Consider the following 21,175-nt stretch of genomic DNA (forward strand, 5'->3'; position numbering starts at 1 on the left):
CCGCTGTGGCGCATTTGCAATTGGCTGATGGCGTACTGAACTACCAACTCGATGGCCCCGAAGGCGCTCCGGTGCTGGTGCTGTCCAATTCGCTGGGCACCGACCTGGGCATGTGGGACACGCAGATCCCGGCCTGGAGCGAGCATTTCCGGGTGCTGCGCTACGACACTCGCGGCCACGGTGGCTCGCTGGTGACAGACGGCCCGTACCGCATCGAGCAACTGGGCGCCGATGTACTGGCGCTGCTGGATGCACTGGACGTCCGCCAGGCGCACTTTGTCGGCCTGTCGATGGGCGGGCTGATCGGCCAGTGGCTGGGGATCAATGCCGGCGAGCGTCTGCTCAGCCTGACCCTGTGCAACACTGCGGCCAAGATCGGCAGCGATGAAGTGTGGAATCCCCGTATCGAAATGGTCCTCAAGCAGGGCCGTCAGGCCATGCTCGACCTGCGTGATGCGTCGATCGCCCGCTGGTTCACTGCAGATTTCGCCCAGACCCAGCCAGCGCAGGCGCAGCGCATCACCGAGATGCTCGCGCAGACCTCGCCGCAAGGCTACGCCGCCAACTGCGCCGCTGTGCGCGATGCCGATTACCGCGAGCAACTGACGGCGGTGAAGGTGCCGACCCTGATCGTTGCCGGCACTGCCGATGTGGTCACCACGCCTGAGCACGGCCGCTTCATGCAGAACGCCATCGCCGGCGCGGAGTACGTCGAATTCGCCGCGGCACACCTTTCCAACGTCGAAATTGGCGCGCCGTTCACGGCCCGTGTACTCGACTTTCTGCTGGCCCGCTGAGGAGCGCACCATGGACGAAAAACAACGTTACGACGCTGGCATGCAGGTGCGGCGCGCCGTGCTCGGCGATGCCCATGTGGACCGCAGCCTGGAGAAACTCAACGACTTCAACGGCGAGTTCCAGGAGATGATCACCCGCCACGCCTGGGGTGATATCTGGACCCGTCCTGGCTTGCCACGGCACACCCGCAGCCTGATCACCATCGCCATGCTGATCGGCATGAACCGCACCGACGAGCTCAAGCTGCACCTGCGTGCCGCTGCGAGCAACGGTGTGACCCGTGAAGAAATCAAGGAAGTGCTGATGCAGAGCGCGATCTATTGCGGGATTCCGGCGGCCAATGCCACTTTCCACCTGGCCGAGTCGGTGTGGGATGAGCTGGGCGTCGAGTCGCGTCAGTAAACGCCTGACCTGAGCTGGCTTGCCTCACCCTGAGGCAAGCTGCACCGGCTGTTACGCCGCCGCCTTTTTCTGGCGGATGGCGACTGGCCCGGCATTCGCCTCCACGGCCTGTTTCAATTGCGGGCACAGCCCGAGCATGAACGCCGCTTCCGCTACCACGAACAATGGCCCGATGATCAAGCCGCTGAGGTCATCGACAAACGCCGGCTTGCGCCCCTCGTAGTAATGCCCGACGAACTGGATGATCCAGCCCAGCACGAACGTGCCCAGCCCGGCGCTCAGCCACACGCCGGTGCTCTGCACCGCCAGCGCCTGACCGAGCCACAGGCACAAGCCCAGCAGCAGCCCCATCACCAGGCCGAAGCGCAGGTCCAGACGCAGGTAGAACCACACCGACGCCGCCGCTGCCAGCAAAGCCGGTGACAGCCACACGCCCGCCAGCTCCCAACCGGGCCGCGACAGCAGCACGGTCACCGCCAGCACGATCAGCGGGATACCGACGAAATGGGTAGCGATGTTGCGCGGGTCGCGATGGTAGTTGGCGTACTGGCTGAGGTGTTCGACGAGGCTTTTCATTGTTATCGCTCCGTGGCGGCGCCTTGCTGATGGTCAATCAGTGTCTGCCAGCATAGCCCCTGAAGCCGAACGCCGGAACCGAGTATGGGTGATGCGCTGCTATCAGTGCGGCGAATGAGTGGCGCGCAGACCGACGTCAGGTGCCCGCTGGGCAGGCAGCTCTGGTTGATCCAGACTGATCAGCATATCGATCATCGCCCTGGCTGCAGCTGACAGCCGGTAGCCACTGCGGCTGACGATACCGCAACGCACGCTGAGCACCTCCAGACCCGGTGGCAGGTTGCGCCAGTGCAGCCGCACCAGGCGCCCCGCACTGAGGTCTTCAGCCACTGCCTCTTCGCTGGCCGCGCCAATCGTGTCGCTGCCCAGCACTACGCTGCGCAGCACCGGTAGATGCTCGGTCTGCAAATGCGCGCTGAAGTCACTGCGCCCGCTGAGGTTGGCCAGACGCTTGCGCACACCGGGAGCGAGCAGGGCGCTGGCCAGCGGGTAGGCGAACAGGTCGTTGGTAGACAAGCTGTCCTTGCTCAGCAAGGGGTGGCCGGCACGGCAGAAGAACAGCCCCGGGCGTGGTTTGAGAGGTTCGGTATGAAAGTACGGATCGGCCTCGAATGGGCGTACATCATCGATAAAAAACTCGATCTGCTCGCGGCGCAAGGCTTGCCCCAGGCGTTCGCCATTGTCGACCTGCAGCGCAGTGCGAATACCGGGATGCAACTTGATGAACTGCTGCAAGGCGTCGGGCACCAGTTGCACAGCCAGTGCCGAGCCACAGCCAAACTGCAGCTCACCCGCGTCGAGCTTGGTCATCTGTGAGACATCAATGCTCAGTTGGGCAGCGCCCTGGACCAGCCGGCGGGCATGCTGCAGTACCACCAGGCCTTGCGGGGTTGGCTGCAGCGTCTTGCTGGCGCGGTCAACCAATGAGCAACCGAGGGTTTGCTCAAGGCCTTGAATGGCCCGGCTGAATGCAGGTTGGGTAATGCCCATGGCTTCGGCGGCACGGACGAAACTGCGGTATTCGTTGAGGGCAATGAAGTAGCGCAGTTGGCGAAGATCCATGTCGAGCTCTGCGGCGGGCGGGATGGATCTTTTTAGCTTTTGTTACATATTCCGTCAATGATGGTCGGCGCTGATATATAGATCTTTGCGTTCTATAGATAAGCGCTACGGTCTCTGCGCGATGCTGTTGATCACGCAGAGGCCGCGTGCGGCTTTACAGCAGGTTCAGCGGATAGCTGACGATCACCCGGTTCTCGTCAAAGGTATTGGTGCTGTAGTCGCGGCGCATGGTCGAGTTGCGCCACTTCATGGTCAGGTCCTTGAAGGTTCCCGATTGGACTACATAGGCCAGTTCGCTCTCACGGGCCCATTCCTTGCCGTCATCGACGGTTGCGGTGTGCACGTTGTCACCCTTGATATAGCGGTTCATCAAGGTCAGGCCAGGCACGCCGACGCTGGTGAAGTTGAAGTCATGACGCACCTGCCAGGAGCGCTCCTTGGCCTGGTCAAAGCTTGAGTTGTAGCTGTCGTTGGCGAGGGTGCCGCCGCTGGTGCCGTTGACCCGCATCCAGCCATCATCACCGCTGACCTTCTGCAGGCCGACGTAGAAGGTGTTGCCTTTGTAACGCGCCGAGAGCATGGCCGAGGCGGTGCGGTTGTCCAGTTCGCCGGCACGTTCGGCGCCATCTTCCTTGCCGATGAAGTAACCCAGGTTGGCACCGAGGGTCCATTCGCCGATGGGCTGGCTGTGGCTCAGGTTCAGGTATTGCTGGCGGTAGATGTCCTTTAGCTGGGCATCCCACAGGCCGATCATCGTGCGTTTGTCGTTGAAGGTGTACTCACCGCCAGCGAAGTTGAAGCGGTCGGAGACAAACGCCCCGCGGCCGTTCAGCGACATGTCTTCCATGCTGGCGTCGTTACGCGGGCTGTTGCCGCGGAACTGGCCGCCGTACAGGGTCAGGCCGTCGATTTCCTTGGAGGTGATCTGGCCACCGCGGAAGGTTTGCGGCAGTGAGCGGCCATCGTCCGAACGCAGGATCGGCAGTACCGGCATCCACTCGCCGACTTTCAGCTCGGTTTGCGACAGGCGCGCCTTGAAGGCAACCCCGAGGCGGCCGAAGTCATCTGCTGGGCGGCCATCGTCGTGGATCGGCAGCAGGGCAGTGTTGCCGGTGCCCTTGCCGCCGTCGAGTTTGACCGAATACAGACCGAGGACGTCGACGCCGAAGCCGATCGTGCCTTGGGTGAAGCCGGAGCGCGCATCGAGGATGAAGCTCTGCGTCCACTCCTCGGCCTTGCCTTGCGGGTTGGCAGGGTCGACGAAATTGCGGTTGATGTAGAAGTTGCGCAGGTTGAGGCTGGCCTTGGCGTCTTCCAGAAAACCGCTTTCGGCGGCGAAGGCGGGCAGGGCGCAGGTCATGGCCAACAGGCCGGGCAGCAGCTGGCGTGCGGAGTGCGAAGTGCTCATCTGTTGGAGATCTCTTGTTTTTATGGTTGAGCCGGTGCTTGGAAACATCGTGTCCGGGTACGGGGAAGATGTTGCGGCGCATGTCAGGGCCGGGGCAATTCGTCGCAGGCGGTATTGGGCGGTTATCGAACGGAATGTTCCAGCTAGTTAATTTTCCCATAGCGACGCGGTCCCCGTAGGAGCGGCCTTGTGTCGCGAAAGGGTCGCGCAGCGGCCCCAGAGATCGTGCAACCACCACAGATCGCCGGGCCCGCTACGCGCGCCTTTCGCGACACAAGGCCGCTCCTACGGGGGCCGCGTCGCAGTGGCGTGCGCGCACAAAAAAGCCCACCGCGAGGGTGGGCTTGTTGCAGTGCCTTGGCGATCAGCCTTTAGGCTATTGCAGCGACGCCTGCTGGTTGGCCTCGCCGGTGCGCTCGTACCAGCCGCCTCCCAGTGCCTTGTACAGGTTGACCTCACTGGTCAGCTGCGACAGCCGATCGCTGATCAACGCCTGCTGGGCGCTGAACAGGTTGCGTTGGGCATCGAGGAAGGTCAGGTTGCTGTCGATCCCGATGCGGTAGCGGCGTTCGGCCAGGCGGTAGTAGTCCTGGTTGGCTGCAACCAGATCGCGCTGCGCCTGCAACTGCTCTTCAAACGTCTTGCGTGCGGCCAGGCCATCGGAGACTTCCTGGAAGGCGGTCTGGATGGTCTTTTCGTAACGCGCGATGTTGATGTCCTTCTGGATTTTCGAGTAATCCAGGCTGGCGCGCAGGCTGCCGGCGTTGAAGATCGGCAGGTTGATCTGCGGCTGGAACAGCCAGGTACCCGAACCACCGCTGAACAGCCCGCTCATGTCCGGGCTGAGGGTGCCGGCATTGGCGGTCAGGCTGATGCTCGGGAAGAACGCTGCACGGGCGGCGCCGATATTGGCGTTGGCCGCCTTGAGCAGGTGCTCGGCTTCCTGGATGTCCGGCCGGCGCTGCAGCAAGTCGGACGGCAGGCCCGCTGGCACTTCGGCCAACTGGTCGGCGTCGAGCTTGAGCGGTGTCGGCAGGTTGGCCGGGATGCCGGTACCGAGCAGCACGGTCAGGCTGTTGAGGTCCTGGGCGACCAGGCGTTGGTACTGCGCAAGCTTGACCCGGGCGCCTTCTACAGCAGTGCGCGCCTGGCTCAGATCGAGCGCCGAAGCCACGCCAACCTCATTGCTGCGACGGGTCAGGTTGAAGCTCTGGTCGTAGGTCTTGAGGGTTTCTTCGGTCAGCTTCAGCAGCGCCTGATCGGCCTGCCAGGTGTAATAGGCATTGGCCACGCTGGCGACCAGCGCGATTTGCGTCGAGCGCCGCGCCTGCTCGCTGGAGAGGTAAGTCTCCAAGGCCTGCTCGCTGAGACTGCGCACGCGGCCAAACAAGTCCAGCTCGTAGGCGCTGACGCCGACGGTGGCCGAGTACTGGCTGGTAATGCCGGCCTGGCCGGTTTGCGACATGTCGGCAGGGACGCGCTGACGGCTGCCGCTGCCGGTTGCCGAAACTGCCGGGAACAGGTCAGCCCGCTGGATGCGGTACTGGGCGCGGTAGGCGTCGATATTCAACGCAGCAACGCGCAGGTCACGGTTGTTCACCAGCGAAGTCTGGATCAGCTGTTGCAGCGCCGGATCGGTGTAGAACTGGCGCCAGCCTTGCTCGGCTGCTGCCACTTCTGCCGACTCGGTCGGCGAGTAGGCAGGGCCTTGCGGCCACTGCGCTGCCACCGGAGCATCCGGGGTTTCATAATCAGGAATCAGCGAGCAGCCGCTGAGAATCAGCGCGGTTACCGCCAGGGACAGCAAAGACTTGGTCATTGCCCAGCCTCGATACGTGGAGTTTCAGGGGTGGCGTCGGCTTCCGGCTTTTTGCTGCCGAACAGCGACGACACGGCGACGAAGAACAACGGTACCCAGAAGATGGCCAGCACGGTCGCACTGATCATGCCGCCGATCACACCGGTACCAATGGCGTGCTGGCTACCCGAGCCTGCGCCGCTGGCGATGGTCAACGGTACCACGCCGAGGATGAACGCCAGCGAGGTCATGATGATCGGGCGCAGACGCATGCGGCACGCTTCGATGGTCGCGTCGTACAGGCTTTTGCCTTGTTCATGTAGCTCTTTGGCGAATTCGACGATGAGGATCGCGTTCTTCGCCGCCAGGCCAATGGTGGTCAACAGGCCAACCAGGAAGTACACATCGTTGGACAACCCGCGCAGGCTGGTGGCAACCAGTGCACCGATGATACCCAGCGGTACTACCAGCACGACCGCGATTGGGATCGACCAGCTTTCGTACAACGCTGCCAGGCAGAGGAACACGAACAGCAGCGACAGGGCGAACAAGGCTGGCATCTGCGAACCGGAGAGTTTCTCCTCGTAGGACATGCCCGTCCACGAGTAGCCAATGCCGGTCGGCAGTTCGCCGGCAATGCGCTCGACTTCAGCCATGGCTTCACCGGTACTGTAGCCCGGTGCCGGTGCACCCAGAACTTCGACCGCTTCCACACCGTTGTAGCGCGACAGTTTTGGCGAACCGAACGTCCATTCACCGCTGGCGAAGGAAGAGAACGGCACCATCTCACCCTGGCTGTTGCGCACGTACCACTTCTTCAGGTCTTCAGGATTCATCCGGGCACCTGCCTCGCCCTGAATGTAGACCTTCTTGACCCGACCACGGTCGATGAAGTCGTTGACGTAGCTGCCGCCAAGGGCGATCGACAGGGTGTTGTTGATATCAGCGATGGTCACGCCCAACGCGCTGGCGCGCTCGTCATCGATAATCAGCTGATACTGCGGCTCATCGTTCAGGCCGTTAGGGCGGACCTGGGTGAGGATCTTGCTCTGCGACGCCTTGGCCAGGAACTGGTTGCGCGCTTCCATGAGTTTTTCGTGGCCAAGGCCGGCACGGTCCTGCAGGAATACGTCAAAGCCGGTGGCGTTACCCAATTCCAGTACCGCAGGCGGGGCAAAGGCAAACACCATCGCATCGCGGAAGCTGAAGAAGTGCTGCTGCGCCCGCTCGGCGAGGCCGAACACGCTGTTTTCGGCCGTACGCTCACCCCATGGTTTGAGCATGATGAAGGCCATACCCGAGCTCTGCCCACGGCCGGCGAAGTTGAAGCCGGTAACGGTGAACACCGACGACACGGTGTCGGCCTCGTCCTTGAGCAGGTACTCACGCATCTGGTCGACAACGGCCTGGGTGCGCTCGGCACTGGAACCGGCCGGGGTTTGTACCTGGGCAAACAATACGCCCTGGTCTTCTTCAGGCAGGAACGCTGTCGGGATGCGCATGAACAGGTAGATCATGCCGACGATGATCAGGGCGTAAGCGAGCAGGAATGGCGCCTTGTTGCGCAGAATGGTGCCGACGCTACGCTCGTAGCCCTGCACACTGCGGTCGAAGTTGCGGTTGAACCAGCCGAAGAAGCCACGCTTGGCGACATGGTGTTCGCCCTTTTTCACCGGCTTGAGCATGGTGGCGCACAGGGCCGGGGTGAAGATCAACGCGACCAGTACCGACAGGCCCATGGCCGAGACGATGGTGATCGAGAACTGCCGGTAGATCACACCGGTCGAGCCGCCGAAGAAGGCCATTGGCAGCAGTACCGCCGACAGCACCAGGGCAATACCGACCAGCGCGCCCTGGATCTGCTCCATCGAGCGTTTGGTCGCCTCTTTAGGCGGTAGTCCCTCTTCGGACATCACCCGCTCGACGTTCTCCACCACAACGATGGCGTCGTCCACCAGCAAGCCGATGGCCAGAACCATGGCGAACATGGTCAGGGTGTTGATGCTGAAGCCGGCTGCGGCAAGGATGCCGAAGGTGCCGAGCAATACCACCGGCACCGTCATGGTGGTGATCACTGTGGCGCGGAAGTTCTGCAGGAACAGGTACATCACCAGGAACACCAGCACCACCGCTTCGATCAGGGTGTGGATAACCCCGCTGATCGACTCGGTCACCACCGGCGTGGTGTCATACGGGAACACCGCTTTCATCCCAGGCGGGAAGAACGGCTCGAGGTCGCTGATGGTCTTGCGCAGCGCCTTGGCGGTATCCAGGGCGTTGGCGCCGGTGGCCAGTTTGACCGCCAGGCCCGAAGCCGGCTTGCCGTTGAACTGGGCGCTTACCGAATAGTTCTCGCCGCCCAGACCGACCTTGGCGACATCGCCCAGGCGCACCTGGGAGCCGTCCTTGTTGACCTTGAGCAGGATCTTCTCGAACTGCTCGGCAGTCTGCAGGCGGGTCTTGCCGATGATGGTGGCGTTGAGCTGAGTGCCCGGCAGTGCTGGCAGGCCGCCCAGCTGACCGCTGGAAACCTGCACGTTCTGCGCGGTGACTGCGGTGCGCACGTCGACCGGGGTCAGCTGGAATTTGTTCAGCTTGGCCGGATCGAGCCAGATACGCATGGCGTACTGGGCGCCGAACACCTGGAAGTCACCCACACCCGCGGTGCGGGAAACCGGATCCTGCATGTTCGAGACGATGTAGTTGGCCAAGTCATCCTTGGTCATGCTGCCGTCCTCGGACACCAAGCCGATCACCATCAGGAAGTTCTTCACTGCCTTGGTCACGCGGATACCCTGTTGCTGCACTTCTTGCGGCAGCAGCGGGGTGGCCAGGTTGAGCTTGTTCTGCACCTGCACCTGCGCGGTATCAGCGTTGGTGCCCTGCTCGAAGGTGGCGGTAATGGTCATGCTGCCGTCGGAGTTGCTCTCCGACTGCACATAGCGCAGGTTGTCGATACCGTTGAGCTGCTGCTCGATCACCTGGACCACGGTGTCCTGCACGGTTTGCGCCGAGGCACCCGGGTAGCTCACGGCAATCGCGATGGCAGGCGGGGCAATGCTTGGGTACTGGTTGATCGGCAGCTTGAGGATCGACAAGGCGCCGACCAGCATGATCACCAAGGCAATCACCCATGCGAAGATCGGGCGATCGATAAAGAACTTCGACATGGTTTACTCCGCTTTGGCGTCAGCTTTCGCCGCGTTGGCCTGGTTGGGGTTAGCCGCAGACTTGACGTTGGTCGCTTCGCTGACCTTGACCTCGACGCCAGGGCGCACGTACTGCAGGCCCTCGGTGATCAGACGGTCGCCCGGGTTGAGGCCTTCCTCGATCAGCCAGTCGCTGCCCAGAGTCCGGCTGGCCTTGAGCTCGCGCAGTTCGACCTTGTTGTCCTTGTTCACGACCAGTGCCGTAGGCGTGCCTTTGAGGTCGCGGGTGACGCCTTGCTGCGGCGCCAGGATGGCATTGGCATTGACCCCAGACTGCAGGCGAGCGTGGACGAACATGCCCGGCAGCAGGGTGTGGTCGGGGTTGGGGAACACGGCACGCAGCACCACGGAACCGGTGGTTTCATCGACCGACACCTCGGAGAACTCCAGGCGGCCTTTTTGCGCGAAGGTGCTGCCATCTTCCAGAATCAGCTCGACCTGAGCGGAATTCTCACCGGATTTCTGCAGTTGCCCACTGGCCAGCTCGCGGCGCAGCTTGAGCAGCTCGGCGGTGGACTGGGTAACGTCGACGTAGACCGGATCAAGCTGTTGAATAGTGGCCATGGCGTCGGTCTGGCCGTTGCTCACCAATGCACCTTCGGTGAACGCCGAGCGACCGATACGGCCGCTGATCGGCGCCAGCACCTTGGTGTAGCGCAGGTCGATCTGGGCACTCTTGAGCGTTGCTTCAGCCTGCAATCGTTTGGCATTGGCATCGTCGTATTCCTGCTTGGATACGGCCTGCTCATCGATCAGCTGCTTGTAGCGATCGGCCAGCGAGCGGGTCGCTTGCACGTTGGCCTGGGCGTTGGCCAGGGTCGCTTCGTAAACAGAAGGGTCGATCTGATAGAGCTGCTGGCCTTCCTTGACGTCACTGCCTTCTTTGAACAGGCGCTTGAGGATGATGCCATTGACCTGCGGGCGCACTTCGGCAACGCGGAATGCAGTGGTGCGGCCCGGCAGTTCCGAGGTCAGGGTGAAGGCTTGCGGTTGCAGGGTTACAACGCCGACCTGAGGAGCCTGCGGTGCAGGCGCGGCTTCTTCTTTCTTGCAGCCACTGAGCAGGGTTGCCAGGGCGACGGCGGAAACCAGGGCTGTGACAGCTGGCTTGAATTGCATGAGGATCCTCGGGTCGCTAGAGCTGGGAGATGCTCAAGAGTAATGGAAGAGTCTTGTCAGAATAAATCATTCGGCTGGATAAGTAGCTTACTAACGAATATACTTACATTCATGGTTGTTTGTAAATAGTCATTTGTAGCGGTCTGTTGCCACAGCACAGACCAGAATCGTGTTGAGAAACGCCCATCCAGAGGTGTTCCACGCTGGCCACCCTGGCACAGGTCATGCGCTGGGGTTTTGATGAGGTTGAGCTGCCATGGTCCGTCGAACCAAAGAGGAAGCCCAGGAAACCCGCGCCCAGATTGTTGCGGCTGCGGAGCGGGCTTTCTACAAGCGCGGGGTTGCGCGCACTACTCTGGCTGATATTGCGCAGCAGGCGGGGGTCACCCGTGGCGCTATCTATTGGCACTTCAGCAACAAGGCCGAGCTGGTCCAGGCGCTGCTCGACAGTGTCCACGAGAGCCACGACCATCTGGCTCGCGCCAGCGAGAGCGAGGATGAGCTCGATCCGCTCGGCTGCATGCGCACACTGCTGTTGCAGGTGCTCAACGACCTGGTGCTGGACGCGCGGACCCGGCGTATCAATGAGATCCTGCATCACAAGTGCGAGTTCACCGATGAGATGTGTGAAATCCGCCAGCAGCGCCAAGGGGCCATTGCCGATTGCCACCAAAGTATCGTGCTGGCGCTGGGCAATGCAGTACGGCGCGAACAGTTGCCTGCCGACCTATTGGTCGACCATGCTGCGGTAGCGATTTTTGCCTACATCGACGGTCTGATCGGCCGCTGGTTGTTGCTGCCAGACAGCTTCGATCTGCTGGGCAATGCCGAACGCTGGGTCGACACGGGCCTGGACATGCTGCGCCTGAGCCCGGCCTTGCGCAAATGAGACTTTGTGAAGGATTGTGCGCGAGCTTGTGAGGCACGGATTAACCGGCGATTAACAGCCGGGCGCGGGTTCAATGCCCGCGCAGTTGTCGGTCGGGCAATGCCACTGCAGCAATCAAACCCAGCAGCGCAACGGCGGCACTGCCCGTCAGCAGATAGCTGAAGGTCTGCAGCAGCTGTGCCTGGTGCAGCGGGTCGGCCGTTCCCGTCTGCACATTCGCCAGCAATGGATTGCCGAGCAACTCAATCCCACCCATATGCAGCAATGCCAGCAGCACGCTGGACATGCACGCCACACCCACCGCGCCGCCCAACGAGCGGAACAGGTTGGTAGTGCTGGTCACCACGCCGATATCCTGCGCTTGCACTGCACTCTGGCTGGCCACCAGCGATGTCGGGAACTGCAGGCCGCCAGCAACCCCGACCAGGATCATCGCCAGCGCACTGAGCAGCGCTGAGTCAGGTGGAGTCAGCGCCATTACCAGGATTGCCATAGGCATCAACACGGCGCCGGCGAGGATCTGCGGCTTGTAGCGACCAGTACGGCTGGTCAGCCGACCGCCGCAAAATGCCCCCAGCGGCAGGCCGATAGCCAGCGGCAAGAGGTGTAGCGCAGCGCTGTCGGCGCTGGCGCCAGTAATGCTCTGAAAGCGCAGCGGCATCAGCATGGTCAGCGAGATCGACTGGAAGCTGGCAAAGAAGATCACCCCCCAACTGGCCAGCGCGACGCGGTTTCCGAACAGCTTGAGCGGCAGCAGCGGCTCGGCACAGCGGCGTTCCTGAACAATCAACAGCAGCAGACCCAGGCTGGCGCAGCCGAACAAAGCCACTACCGGCGTCGACAGCCAGGCGTGCCCTTGGCCGATCAGGGTGATGCCCAACAGCAGGCTGCCCAGGCCGACGATCAGCAGCAGTGCCCCCAGATAATCCACCTTCGCCGCGCGATGGCGGCTCGGCATGCCGTTCAGCGCTCGACCGATGACCCACAGCGCCAGCAGCCCCAGCGGCAGATTGATCCAGAACACCCAGTGCCACGACAAGTAAGCGGTCAAGCCGCCGCCCAGGACCGGCCCGGCCACGCTGGCCAGGGCGTACATGCTGCTGAAATAACCTTGATACTTGCCGCGATCGCGCGGTGCCACGTAATCACCAATGATCGCCTGGCTGACCGAGACCATGCCGCCGGCGCCGATGCCCTGCAGCACCCTGGCCAGGATCAACTGCTCGATATTCTGCGCGAGTGCACAGAACACCGAGGCCAGGGTGAACAGCGCGGTGCCGGTGAGGATCATTCTGCGGCGCCCGTACAGGTCACCCAGCTTGCCGTAGATCGGCACCGCAACGGTCATCGCTACCATATACCCGGCAATCACCCAGGCCAGCAGCTCGACGTCATTGAACTGCGCCGAGATCGCCGGCAGCGACACGGCAACGATGGTCTGGTCGAGGGCACCAAGAAAGATCGCCAGCATCAGGGCGGTCAGCACGCGGCGCAGGGCAGCAGGAGGGAGTGCGGCAGTCACGGTCATACCTTGTATGAAAATGTCCAGGTCAGGGCCATCAGGCGCAAGCCAAGTGTAACCTGACTTAGGTAGCTTCCTATCCAGTATGTGCATCACCTATGCACGATCGGCATACGCGCTTTCGACCGAACCGAAGTGGCTGCGTGATATCGTGGCGGAGCCGCAGTGGCTGATTACGGGGCTTTGCACCAGCATGGTGCAGCAAATAGTCGCAGTATTCCGCGCCGCTGTAGCCCACGCCTTTTATTCCTCTGCCTGCATGTCGAGCATGACCGCCCAGATGGCGACGGTTGGAACGGGTCAGGTAGACCCCACATTCAAGGGTCGGTTTTCAGCCAGTTCAATTACAACTTTATTGCGGAGTGATCATGCCCAGGGCTTCCCACCAGGATTTACGTTTTGCCTTCCGCGAGCTGCTCGCTTCCGGTTCGTGCTTCCACACAGCTTCCGTGTTTGACCCCATGTCGGCGCGCATCGCGGCAGACCTGGGCTTTGAGGTGGGTATTCTCGGTGGTTCGGTCGCCTCTCTGCAGGTACTGGCTGCGCCTGACTTTGCCTTGATCACCCTGAGCGAGTTCGTCGAGCAAGCCACCCGCATCGGCCGCGTTGCGCAACTGCCGGTCATGGCCGACGCCGACCATGGTTATGGCAATGCCCTCAACGTCATGCGCACCGTGATCGAACTCGAGCGCGCGGGCGTGGCGGCACTGACCATTGAAGACACGCTGCTGCCAGCTCAGTTCGGGCGCAAGTCCACCGACCTGATCTCGGTCGACGAAGGCGTCGGCAAGATCCGCGCGGCCCTCGAAGCCCGGGTCGATTCATCGCTGTCGATCATCGCGCGGACCAACGCCGGCGTACTCAGCACCGAAGAGATCATCGTCCGTACCCAGAGCTACCAGAAGGCCGGTGCCGACGCGATCTGCATGGTCGGGGTCAAGGACTTCGACCACCTCGAGCAGATCTCCGAGCACCTCAGCGTGCCGTTGATGCTGGTGACTTACGGCAACCCGAACCTGGGCGATGACGAGCGTCTGGCGCGCTTGGGCGTGCGCATCGTGGTCGATGGCCATGCCGCCTACTTTGCTGCGATCAAGGCCACCTACGATTGCCTGCGCCTGCAGCGTGGCCAGCAGAACAAGTCGGAAAACCTCAGCGCTACCGAGCTCTCGCACACCTATACCCAGCCTGAGGACTATATCCGCTGGGCTAAGGAATACATGAGCGTCGAGGAGTAACCGCGGCTATTGCCTGGCGCGTGTTTGCAGCCACTCCAGCAACTCGATCAGTCCCGCAGGCATTGGCCTGTCCGGGCTGGTCAGATAATAGCTGCTGCCGGTGCTCACCTTCAGGGCAAACGGCATGCACAAGCGCCCTTCGCGCAGATCATCGGCAATCAATGCCCAGTCGCCAATCGCCACCCCGGTACCTTGCGCAGCCATCGCCACGGCCATGTCCAGCGTCTCGAAATGCTGGCGTCGGCCATGCACCTCAGTCGAGCCTGCCGTCGCTAACCACAGGCGCCAGTCGTGCTCGTCGCGGGACGGGTGCAGCAGCATGTGTGCAGGCAGGTCGGCAAGTTGCTGCAGGGGCAAATTACCGTTCAACAGCGAAGGTGCGCAGACCGGCGTAAGTTGCTCATCAAACAGCTTTCGCGTGTGCGGTCCAGGCTCGGGTGCAGGCCCGTAGAGCACCGCAGCATCGAACTGTTCATGCTGAAAGTCGACCCCGTGCTGGACCGAACTGGTGACTTCGACCGGGATGTCCGGGCGCAGCGCCTGCCACTCGATCAAGCGCGGCAACAGCCAGCGCATTACACAGGTCGGCGCCTTGATCTGCAGCACTGCACTGCGCACGGCGACTTCGCGCACCCCCTGTTCGAGCAGCGCGAACATCTGCTGTACCCGCGGCAACCAGTCCTGGCCCTCGCGGGTCAGGCGCAGGCCGCGTGCCTGACGAACGAACAAGGCATAGCCCAGATGCGCCTCGAGCCCGGCGATCTGCCGACTCACCGCACCTTGACTGATATTCAACTGCTGGCCGGCGTGGGTGAAGTTGCAGTGCTGCGCGGTGATCAGAAAAGTCTGCAGGGCTGACAGGGGAGGGAGTCGATTCATCGTGTGCAGCCATGTTCTGAGGTCATGGCTAGTATGTGTTTTTTTGCATTGTGACGATAGCGGCCCCGTGGGTTCAATACGCTCATTATTTGAACAACAAGCGGGTATCGGACGATGGCAACCTGTGGCGAAGTACTGGTCAAACTCCTCGAAGGCTATGGCGTCGACCATGTCTTCGGCATCCCCGGCGTGCATACCGTCGAGCTTTACCGCGGCCTGGCGGGCTCCACGATTCGCCACATCACCCCGCGCCATGAGCAAGGCGCCGGGTTCATGGCCGACGGTTATGCACGCACGCGCGGCGTGCCTGGCGTGTGCTTTATCATCACTGGCCCAGGCATGACCAACATCACCACCGCCATGGGCCAGGCATATGCCGACTCAATTCCAATGCTGGTGATCTCCAGTGTGCAGTCGCGCAATGCCCTGGGTGGCGGGCGCGGCAAGCTGCACGAGTTGCCCGATCAGCGCGGGCTGGTCGCTGGAGTCAGCGCATTTTCGCAAACCCTGATGAGCGCCGATGACTTGCCGCAGGTGCTGGCGCGTGCGTTCGCCGTGTTCGATGGCGCCCGGCCACGGCCTGTGCATATCGAGATCCCGCTGGATGTGCTGGTCGAGCCGGCCGATCATTTGTTGCCAGGCCGACCGATCCGGGTCAGCCGCGCAGCAGCGGCGCCGACCACCGTTGCGCAGATGGCAACACGTCTGGCCCAGGCGCAACGGCCATTGATCCTTGCCGGCGGCGGTGCGCTCGCGGCCGGCGCGGCATTGGCCGCATTGGCGGAACATCTGCAGGCGCCGGTAGCTTTGACCATCAATGCCAAAGGCCTAGTGCCGGCAGATCATCCCTTGCAGATTGGTTCGACCCAGTCGCTGCCCATTACCCGTGAACTGATCGGCGAAGCCGATGTTGTGCTGGCGATTGGCACTGAGCTGGCAGAAACCGACTACGACGTGACCTTCCAGGGTGGTTTCAAGATTCCCGGCAGCCTGCTGCGGATCGACATCGATCCGGACCAGACTGTGCGCAACTATTTGCCGGAGCTTGCCTTGGTGGCCGATGCCGAGCAGGCCGCGCAGGCCTTGCTGGCTGCAGTGCAGCAGCAGCCAGCAGCGCAGCGTCAGGCCAGTTGGGGCACCGCTCGGGCCGCGCGACTGCGCCAGGCCCTGGCGGCCAGCTGGGACCAGCCCAGCCTGAGCCAGACCCGCTTGCTCAAGACATTGTTGCAGACGCTGCCAGAGGTGGTGCTGGTCGGTGACTCAACCCAGCCGGTCTACACCGGTAATCTGACTCTCGACATGCCTGCGCCGCGCCGCTGGTTCAATGCCTCGACCGGCTACGGCACGCTTGGCTATGCGTTGCCAGCAGCGATGGGGGCCTGGCTGGGCAGCTCGGCGGTGATCAAACAACGCGCGCCAGTGGTCTGCCTGATTGGCGATGGTGGCCTGCAGTTCACCCTGCCGGAACTGGCCAGCGCGGTGGAGGCGCAGGTGCCGCTGATTGTTCTGCTGTGGAATAACCACGGCTATGAAGAGATCAAGAAGTACATGCTCAACCGCGATATCAAGCCGGTCGGGGTGGATATCCATACCCCAGACTTCATCGCCGTGGCGCAGGGCCTGGGCGCGGCCGCCGAGCAGGTCAACGACGTCGCGCAGTTGCAGACGGCGTTGGCCCGCGCCGTCGAGCGCAACAAGCCCACGCTGCTGCAGGTCGATCAGGCGCAATGGCAGCAGGCCGTGCGTGATTGATTCGGGCAGTGCTCAGCTGGCGCTGGCGCGTAAGCGGGCGACATCGCGAATCGGCGGCGCACCATACAGCCGGCTGTATTCGCGGCTGAACTGCGATGGGCTTTCATAGCCGACACGGTAGCCCGCCACCGCCGCCTCGACACCATCATTGAGCATCAGCCGGCGCGCCTCCTGCAGGCGCAACTGTTTTTGATATTGCAGCGGGCTCATCGAGGTCACGGCCTTGAAGCGGTGGTGCAGTGTCGAGGTGCTCAGGTTGACCTCGCGGGCCAGCTCTTCGATACGCAGCGGCTGCTGATAATGCCGGTTGAGCCAGGCGATGGCCTGGCACACGCGATGGGTCTGGCTGTTGGACAGGGCGATTTCATACAGCCGATAGCCCTGCGGGCCGCGCAATACTCGATACAGCAGCTCGCGCCGCACCAGCGGCGCCAGTACTGCAATATCGCGTGGTGAATCGAGCAGCCGCACCAGCCGCAGCAGGGCATCGAGCAGCTCGCCATCGCTGCGCTCGACGAACAGGCCACGGCCCGACGGTTGGCTGGGCACCAGCATCGGCCCGCTCTCGGCAATCAACTGGCTGATCTCGGCAGGGTCCAGGTCCAGGCGCAGGCCCAGGCAAGGATTGTCCGGGCTGGCATCCAGGCTGGCGCCGGTGATTGGCAGGGTTACCGACACCACCATGTAATGCAGAGGGTCGTAGGTGTAGCTTTCATCACCCAGAAACAGCGTCTTGCTGCCTTGGGCCAGAATGCACAATGCAGGCTGCGCCAGGGTCGGCATTGCGCGCAGGTTTTCCTCGTAACGACTGAGGTATAGCGCGTCGATCGCCGACGGCCCGCCTCCGGCATGGCGCAGGATCAACCCGGCGAGTTCCTCGCGGCGGGCTTCAAGCGTGGGGTCCAGTGGCGATGGGGTGGTCATGACGGGTTTCCTCTGCTGAGGGGAGCAGGATAGGTTTGGGCAAGCTTGGGCGCTAGTCGAATGCTGTCGGTCGCTTGCCTGATCCTGCCGCGGCGCAGGATCAGGCAAGCGGCTCGCAGTAATGGCCTAACGGCGCAGGTCAAGCGGAGCATAACCTTGGTCGCCTGGATCTTCCGTCTGGCCTGTTTCAAGGAGCGCATTCATGACACCACGTCAACCGGTCACCCACTTGGCTTTTATCCGTGCCAGCAACGGCCGCTCGTCCGAGCTTGGCGCGCGTCTGCGGGACCTGCTCGAACCGTCGCTGCGCATGCCCGGCTGCCTGAGCTTCAGCGTGCAGCGCTCGCAGGCCGATGACGACCTGTGGCTGCTCAGCGGCAGTTGGCACGATCAGCAGGCAATGACTGGCTATTTCGCCTCGGCCAATCTCGACCTGCTCGGCGAACTGGTGCAGGCGCAGGTGCTGGCAAGCCTGGATCTGCATACCTTCAGCGAGTGATCAGCAGGTTACAATGCCGCCTTTTCGACAAGGAAACGCAGCATGGCACGTAGAGAATTTGCCCAGTTTGAAGCGGTTTCAGCGATGGTCCCGGTTGAGGGCGGTGGTTATCACGCTGCCATCGCAGTCAAGGCACTCGCCGGGATGGGTACGCCGCGTTTTCACAAGGTGCTTGATGGCCAGCTGTTCAAGGGCGCAATCGCGGCCGATGAGGCCGCTTGCGCCGAGCTCGAACGCTTGCAGGGCGTGAGCGAAGAGGGCGAGCTGATCTGGTGATCAGCCGTCGTTGCGCGGCCGCGCCATCTTGAAAAGGTTGCCCAGTTCGAAGTAATCCTGCGGGCCGCCACCGCGCAGAATCGGCTCACCGGCAGCCGTGTCGTAGATGCCGTCCTTGAGCAGGTGCTCGGCGATGTGTACAGCCACCACCTCGCCAAGGATCAGCCAGCTGGGTACCAGTTCCTGATCGGCGCGCTTGAGCTGGATGATCTGGCTTACCTTGCACTCGAACGCCACCGGGCTTTCGCCCACTCGCGGTACACCGACAATGCGCGATGCCGTCGGCGTCAGCCCGCTCAGGACAAACTCGTCGACATCGGCTGCAACCGCAGCGCAGCTCTGGTTCATCTGCTCGGCCAACGGTCGGGTGGCCAGGTTCCAGACGAATTCGCCGGTCTGTTCGATGTTGTTCAGGCTGTCTTTGCGGCCAACACTGCAGAAGCCGATGATCGGCGGAATGTAGTTGAAGGCGTTGAAGAAGCTGTAGGGCGCCAGGTTGAGCCGGCCCTCGCTATCGTGCGAGGAGATCCAGCCAATCGGCCGCGGGCCGACGATGGCGTTGAAGGGATCGTGGGGCAGGCCGTGGCCTTTTGCAGGTTCGTAGTAGTACATCTGATCAGGGCCGCTCTGGGATGGACAAGATGCCTAGTGTGCCGGTTCTGCGCGCTGCTGCAAATGATCAAGCCCGGCAAGGCCGGGCTGGGTGCCCGCAGCAGGGCTTAGCTGAAGCGATGACCTTTGGTGTTGTCGAAGCCGTCTTCTGCGAAGCGTGCGCCGTTGGTGCGGTCGAAGCCGTCTTCGGCAAAGCGTGCGCCGTTGGTGCGGTCGAAGCCGTCTTCGGCGAAGCGTGCGCCGTTGGTGCGGTCGAAGCCGTCTTCAGCGAAGCGTGCGCCGTTGGTGCGGTCGAAGCCGTCTTCGGCAAAGCGTGCGCCGTTGGTGCGGTCGAAGCCGTCTTCAGCGAAGCGTGCGCCGTTGGTGCGGTCAAAACCATCCTCTGCGTACGCTGCCGATTGAGTGCTGGCGGCAGCAAAGGAATGAGCACTGGTACGGTCGAAGCCATCTTCAGCGAAAGCGCCGGTAGCCAGGACGGAGAGGGCGACGGCGAGAATCAGTTTGTTTTTCATGGTTGGTTGCTCCGGTAGGTTTCAGGTTGTTTTGTTTGCTTGAATCAAATCCTACTCCGATTAATTTGATTAAAAAGCGCAAAAATATGCACATTTGAATCGTATTAATCGATGTATATTTGTGCGACTTGCACCGCCTGCAGGCTTGTGGCCCTAGCAGGTTCGAGTGATTGGTCAGCTTGTGCAGACTAGGTGTCTGAGATTAATGAGGAATTAACAGGCTGAAACTGGCGCGAAGACATTGAGCGGTGAACATGAAAAAAGGGCGCACCGATTACCGGTGCGCCCTTTCTGTATTGCCGCTGCGGGATCAGTCAGTAGTGATCCGCGAGTGGGTCTTGGTGTCTTTCATGGTCGCGTACACCAGCAGCGAGCAGGCGATACAGGCGGTGACGTACCAGTAGTAGCCGCTTTCCATGCCGGCGCTCTTGAACCACAGCGCGACGTATTCAGCGGTGCCGCCGAAGATCGATACGGTCAGCGCATACGGCAGACCAACGCCCAGAGCACGGATCTCGGTCGGGAACAGCTCGGCTTTGACCACGGCGTTGATCGAGGTGTAGCCACTGACGATGATCAGCGCTGCCATGATCAGGAAGAACGCGCCCCACCAGGTCTGAATGGTGTGCAGGGTGGTCAGGATCGGTACGGTGAAGATCGTGCCGAGCACGCCGAAGGCGATCAGGATCGGGCGTCGGCCAATCTTGTCCGACAGCGCGCCGATCACGGGTTGCAGGCACATGAACAGGAACAGCGTAGCGGCCGAGATGGTGGTCGAGTCGCTGATGCTCATGCCCACGGTGTTGACCAGGTACTTCTGCATGTAGGTGGTGTAAGTGTAGAAGGCCAGGGTGCCGCCCATGGTCAGGCCGACCACGGTCAACAGTTCCTTGGGGTGGCGCATCAGAGTGCGCATCAGGCTCTCTTTGGACTTCTCTTTCTTGGTGAACGAGGCGGTTTCTTCCATGCCGCGACGCAGGTACAGCGCAACCACTGCACACAGCGCGCCGATCACGAACGGCACACGCCAGCCCCACGAGTACAGTTGCTCGGTGGTCAGGGTCTGCTGCAGGACGATCAGCACTGCCAAGGCAATCAACTGACCGGAAATCAACGTCACGTACTGGAAGCTGGAGAAGAAGCCGCGCCGCTCCTTGCTCGCCATCTCGCTCAGATACGTTGCCGAGGTGCCGTATTCACCGCCTACCGACAGGCCCTGCATCAAGCGCGCGATTACCAGCAGGATGGGGGCAGCGACGCCGATGGTTTCATAGCCTGGGGTCAGCGCAATCACCAGCGAACCTGCGCACATCAGCAGTACCGATGCCATCAGCGCTGCCTTGCGGCCCTTGCGGTCGGCATAGATACCCATCAGCCAGCCGCCGATCGGGCGCATGAGGAAGCCCACGGCGAAGATCGCAGCGGTATTGAGCAATTGTGCCGTGGTGTCGCCGGCAGGGAAGAAAGCCTTGGCGAAGTACAGCGAGAATGCGGCGTATACGTACCAGTCATACCACTCGACCATGTTGCCGATCGATCCGCTGAAGATCGACTTGAGGCGGCTGGTGGTGGTTTTTTCGGCGGCTGGCGCTGTGGCCGCCCCGGTTGGCAGGGAGGTGGCGTTATCCATCAGAGGTAACCTTCTCGTTGTTTTTGTGGAGCGCGCCGGAGCGCTGCTTGAGAAGGGGTAGTGCAGGAGG

Annotated in this window: 19 protein-coding genes; 7 read left to right on the forward strand and 12 right to left on the reverse strand. The window is 62.1% G+C overall.

Annotated elements, in window-relative coordinates:
* The first annotated feature begins 5 nt into the window (after positions 1 to 5).
* Together pcaD and pcaC are read left to right on the forward strand one after the other, a co-directional pair.
* Complete coding sequence (gene pcaD / locus AC58X1_RS19420) at positions 6 to 797, forward strand: 3-oxoadipate enol-lactonase (protein WP_220632490.1); 792 nt, start codon at positions 6 to 8, stop codon at positions 795 to 797.
* Between the two features lie 10 nt (positions 798 to 807).
* Positions 808 to 1,200, forward strand: a complete 393-nt coding sequence (gene pcaC / locus AC58X1_RS19425; RefSeq protein ID WP_101321936.1) for a 4-carboxymuconolactone decarboxylase — start codon at positions 808 to 810, stop codon at positions 1,198 to 1,200.
* Between the two features lie 51 nt (positions 1,201 to 1,251).
* On the opposite strand, the gene AC58X1_RS19430 is transcribed toward pcaC, so the two are convergent.
* The 6 genes from AC58X1_RS19430 to AC58X1_RS19455 form a co-directional block, all read right to left on the reverse strand.
* Positions 1,252 to 1,776, reverse strand: coding sequence for an Mpo1 family 2-hydroxy fatty acid dioxygenase (locus AC58X1_RS19430; RefSeq protein ID WP_150570611.1), 525 nt, complete (start codon positions 1,774 to 1,776; stop codon positions 1,252 to 1,254).
* A gap of 102 nt (positions 1,777 to 1,878) precedes the next feature.
* On the reverse strand, positions 1,879 to 2,838 hold the full coding sequence (locus AC58X1_RS19435; RefSeq protein ID WP_497429331.1) for a LysR family transcriptional regulator: 960 nt from the start codon (positions 2,836 to 2,838) through the stop codon (positions 1,879 to 1,881).
* A gap of 154 nt (positions 2,839 to 2,992) precedes the next feature.
* Positions 2,993 to 4,246, reverse strand: a complete 1,254-nt coding sequence (locus tag AC58X1_RS19440; protein WP_101321933.1) for an OprD family porin — start codon at positions 4,244 to 4,246, stop codon at positions 2,993 to 2,995.
* Between the two features lie 376 nt (positions 4,247 to 4,622).
* A complete protein-coding gene (locus tag AC58X1_RS19445) occupies positions 4,623 to 6,065 on the reverse strand; it encodes an AdeC/AdeK/OprM family multidrug efflux complex outer membrane factor (RefSeq protein ID WP_497429332.1) in 1,443 nt (480 codons plus the stop codon).
* Positions 6,062 to 9,214 (reverse strand): multidrug efflux RND transporter permease subunit TtgB, encoded by a 3,153-nt coding sequence (gene ttgB / locus AC58X1_RS19450; protein WP_497429333.1) that lies wholly within the window; start codon positions 9,212 to 9,214, stop codon positions 6,062 to 6,064. Before ttgB ends, AC58X1_RS19445 begins: the two co-directional genes overlap by 4 nt.
* A gap of 3 nt (positions 9,215 to 9,217) precedes the next feature.
* Entirely contained in the window at positions 9,218 to 10,372 is a 1,155-nt protein-coding gene (locus AC58X1_RS19455) for an efflux RND transporter periplasmic adaptor subunit (RefSeq protein WP_101321930.1), read from the reverse strand.
* 256 nt (positions 10,373 to 10,628) lie between these two features.
* Between AC58X1_RS19455 and AC58X1_RS19460 the strand changes: the two genes are divergently transcribed.
* A complete protein-coding gene (locus AC58X1_RS19460; RefSeq protein ID WP_101321929.1) occupies positions 10,629 to 11,261 on the forward strand; it encodes a TetR family transcriptional regulator in 633 nt (210 codons plus the stop codon).
* 70 nt (positions 11,262 to 11,331) lie between these two features.
* On the opposite strand, the gene AC58X1_RS19465 is transcribed toward AC58X1_RS19460, so the two are convergent.
* The gene (locus AC58X1_RS19465) at positions 11,332 to 12,783 is read right to left on the reverse strand and encodes an MDR family MFS transporter (protein ID WP_497429334.1); all 1,452 of its coding nucleotides are present in this window, start codon (positions 12,781 to 12,783) and stop codon (positions 11,332 to 11,334) included.
* A gap of 368 nt (positions 12,784 to 13,151) precedes the next feature.
* Between AC58X1_RS19465 and AC58X1_RS19470 the strand changes: the two genes are divergently transcribed.
* Entirely contained in the window at positions 13,152 to 14,021 is an 870-nt protein-coding gene (locus tag AC58X1_RS19470; RefSeq protein WP_101321928.1) for an isocitrate lyase/PEP mutase family protein, read from the forward strand.
* Between the two features lie 6 nt (positions 14,022 to 14,027).
* On the opposite strand, the gene AC58X1_RS19475 is transcribed toward AC58X1_RS19470, so the two are convergent.
* Positions 14,028 to 14,900 (reverse strand): LysR substrate-binding domain-containing protein, encoded by an 873-nt coding sequence (locus AC58X1_RS19475; protein WP_497429335.1) that lies wholly within the window; start codon positions 14,898 to 14,900, stop codon positions 14,028 to 14,030.
* A 114-nt stretch (positions 14,901 to 15,014) separates the two neighbouring features.
* Between AC58X1_RS19475 and AC58X1_RS19480 the strand changes: the two genes are divergently transcribed.
* Positions 15,015 to 16,652: a 5-guanidino-2-oxopentanoate decarboxylase gene (locus tag AC58X1_RS19480; RefSeq protein WP_497429336.1), complete on the forward strand. Its 1,638-nt coding sequence runs from the start codon at positions 15,015 to 15,017 to the stop codon at positions 16,650 to 16,652.
* A 12-nt stretch (positions 16,653 to 16,664) separates the two neighbouring features.
* Here the strand turns inward: AC58X1_RS19480 and AC58X1_RS19485 are convergent, their stop codons facing one another.
* A complete protein-coding gene (locus AC58X1_RS19485; protein ID WP_101321925.1) occupies positions 16,665 to 17,576 on the reverse strand; it encodes an AraC family transcriptional regulator in 912 nt (303 codons plus the stop codon).
* Between the two features lie 202 nt (positions 17,577 to 17,778).
* Here AC58X1_RS19485 and AC58X1_RS19490 point away from each other — a divergent pair, with 202 nt between their 5' ends.
* Entirely contained in the window at positions 17,779 to 18,075 is a 297-nt protein-coding gene (locus AC58X1_RS19490; protein ID WP_101321924.1) for an antibiotic biosynthesis monooxygenase family protein, read from the forward strand.
* Positions 18,076 to 18,117: 42 nt separating this feature from the next.
* Entirely contained in the window at positions 18,118 to 18,351 is a 234-nt protein-coding gene (locus AC58X1_RS19495; protein ID WP_101321923.1) for a hypothetical protein, read from the forward strand.
* Here AC58X1_RS19495 and AC58X1_RS19500 read toward each other — a convergent pair whose 3' ends face one another.
* The 3 genes from AC58X1_RS19500 to AC58X1_RS19510 form a co-directional block, all read right to left on the reverse strand.
* Positions 18,352 to 18,963 carry a flavin reductase family protein gene (locus AC58X1_RS19500; protein WP_101321922.1) on the reverse strand — a complete coding sequence of 204 codons (612 nt, stop codon included), beginning with the start codon at positions 18,961 to 18,963 and terminating at the stop codon, positions 18,352 to 18,354.
* A 107-nt stretch (positions 18,964 to 19,070) separates the two neighbouring features.
* The gene (locus AC58X1_RS19505; RefSeq protein WP_259076016.1) at positions 19,071 to 19,475 is read right to left on the reverse strand and encodes a heme utilization protein; all 405 of its coding nucleotides are present in this window, start codon (positions 19,473 to 19,475) and stop codon (positions 19,071 to 19,073) included.
* Between the two features lie 310 nt (positions 19,476 to 19,785).
* Complete coding sequence (locus tag AC58X1_RS19510; protein ID WP_101321920.1) at positions 19,786 to 21,105, reverse strand: MFS transporter; 1,320 nt, start codon at positions 21,103 to 21,105, stop codon at positions 19,786 to 19,788.
* Positions 21,106 to 21,175: the final 70 nt, after the last annotated feature.

Source organism: Pseudomonas sp. PGPR N4 (assembly GCF_059693665.1).